The sequence below is a fragment of the Cellulomonas algicola genome (assembly GCF_003851725.1).
In the GTDB taxonomy this organism is placed as follows: domain Bacteria; phylum Actinomycetota; class Actinomycetes; order Actinomycetales; family Cellulomonadaceae; genus Cellulomonas; species Cellulomonas algicola.
This window is the reverse complement of sequence record NZ_BHYL01000065.1, coordinates 1-1,717: the sequence shown is the minus strand read 5'-3', so window position 1 is coordinate 1,717 and position 1,717 is coordinate 1. Positions and strand designations below refer to the sequence as shown.

General features: G+C 78.3%; 1 protein-coding gene. It reads right to left on the bottom strand.

Annotated features, from left to right (window positions below; genetic code table 11):
* Positions 1-85 precede the first annotated feature (85 nt).
* The gene (locus CTKZ_RS05135) at positions 86-1,561 is read right to left on the bottom strand and encodes a zinc-dependent metalloprotease (protein WP_124341943.1); all 1,476 of its coding nucleotides are present in this window, start codon (positions 1,559-1,561) and stop codon (positions 86-88) included.
* Positions 1,562-1,717: the final 156 nt, after the last annotated feature.

The following is a 1,717-nucleotide window of genomic DNA, read 5'->3' as shown; positions in this document are numbered from 1 at the left end:
TGCCGGCGCAGCCGCGTCCGCCGTCGAGGCGCGCGAGCCGGCGACGCGGCGCGGGCGCGGTCAGCGGGTCCGCGCCGCAGCGGGGTCAGCGCGTGGGCGGGTCCTCACGGTCGGCGGGGTCCGTCGGCTCGTCGTCGGAGGTCGGCGCGTCCGTCGGCTCGCCCGCGGCTCCGGTCGCGGTCGTCGGGTCCTCGCCGAGGATCTGGGCGAGCGCGCGGTCGACCTCCGCGGTCTCGTCGACGGCGGCGGCGCGGCGCGAGGCGTAGCCGGCGGGGTCGTCGAGGTCCTGCGTCGTCGGCAGCAGGTCGGGGTGGTCCCAGACGGCGTCGCGCGCGGACGGGCCCCCGTCGCGTGTGATCTGCGCCCACAGGGCGGCGGCGTCGCGCAGGCGTCGGGGCCGCAGCTCGAGCCCGACGAGGTTCGCGAAGGTCTGCTCGGCGGGTCCGCCCGCGGCACGGCGACGGCGGACCATCTCGCGCAGCGCCACGGTGTGCGGCAGGTGCGCGATCGCGGCGGCGGCGGTGACCTCGTCGACCCAGCCCTCGACGAGGGCCAGTGCGGTCTCGAGGCGCTCGAGCGCGGCGCGCTGCTCGGGCGTCGTGTGCGGCGCGAACACCCCGCCGGACAGCGCCTGCTGGAGGGCGGCGGCGTCGGTCGGGTCGATCGAGCTCACGGCCTCCTCGAGCTGGTCGACGTCGATCGTGATGCCGCGCGCGTACGCCTCGACGGTCGCGAGCAGGTGCGCGCGCAGCCACGGGACGTGCGTGAACAGGCGGGTCGCGGCGGCCTCGCGCAGCGCGAGGAACAGGCGCACCTCGTCGAGCGGGGCGTCGAGGCCCTCGGCGAACGCGTCGACGTTGGCCGGGACGAGCGCGGGTGCGGGCGAGTCGAGCAGCGGCAGGCCGATGTCGGTCGTCCCGAAGACCTCGCGCGCGAGGGTGCCGGCGCCCTGCCCGACCTGCATGCCGAACACGGCCGAGCCGAGCTGGCGGAGCAGGTGGGACGGGTCCAGGCCGCCCGGCAGCGCGCCCGCGGCCTCCTCGGGCAGGCTCGCGCCGAGCGCGTCGACGAGCGCCCCGGACAGCGACGCGGCGACGGGCTCGGTGAGGGTGCGCCACGTGGGGAGGGTCGCCTCGACCCACTCGGCGCGGCTCCACGCGTGCGGCGTGCCGGACGACGGCGGGAGGTCGGTCACGGCGTCGAGCCACAGCTCGGCGACGGAGAGCGCGTCGAGGACGTCGCGCGCCCGGCCCGGCGACAGGGCCGGGTCCCCGCCGACGGAGGCCTGCTGGCGGGCCAGGTCGTGCGCCATCTGCCAGTTCACCGGGTCGTCGCCGGCCGCGGCCAGCAGGCGCTGGACCTGTGCGACGGCCTGCTCGACGAGCCGCGGGTCGTCCGGGAGGCCGGACGCGCCCGCCATCTGGGCGGGGTCGAACCCGCGCTCGCGCATCTCGCGGATCGCGGCGTCGGCGCCGTCGCCGAGCATGGCCCGGAGCATCTGCTCCCAGGCGGGGGTCTCGGGCCCGTCGGGCCCGGGCACGGCGGGGTTGTCGGGGCTCACGGGGACCTCCTGCGACGATGGGGCCGGCGGGGACCACGGTAACCACGCAGGACAGGAACGAGGGACGGGTGGACGGGCAGGTTCGCTCAGGGCGCACGGACGCGTCCGGGACGGGGTCGGCGCGCGCGCAGCGGAGCGCCGCGACGGGTGCGCGCA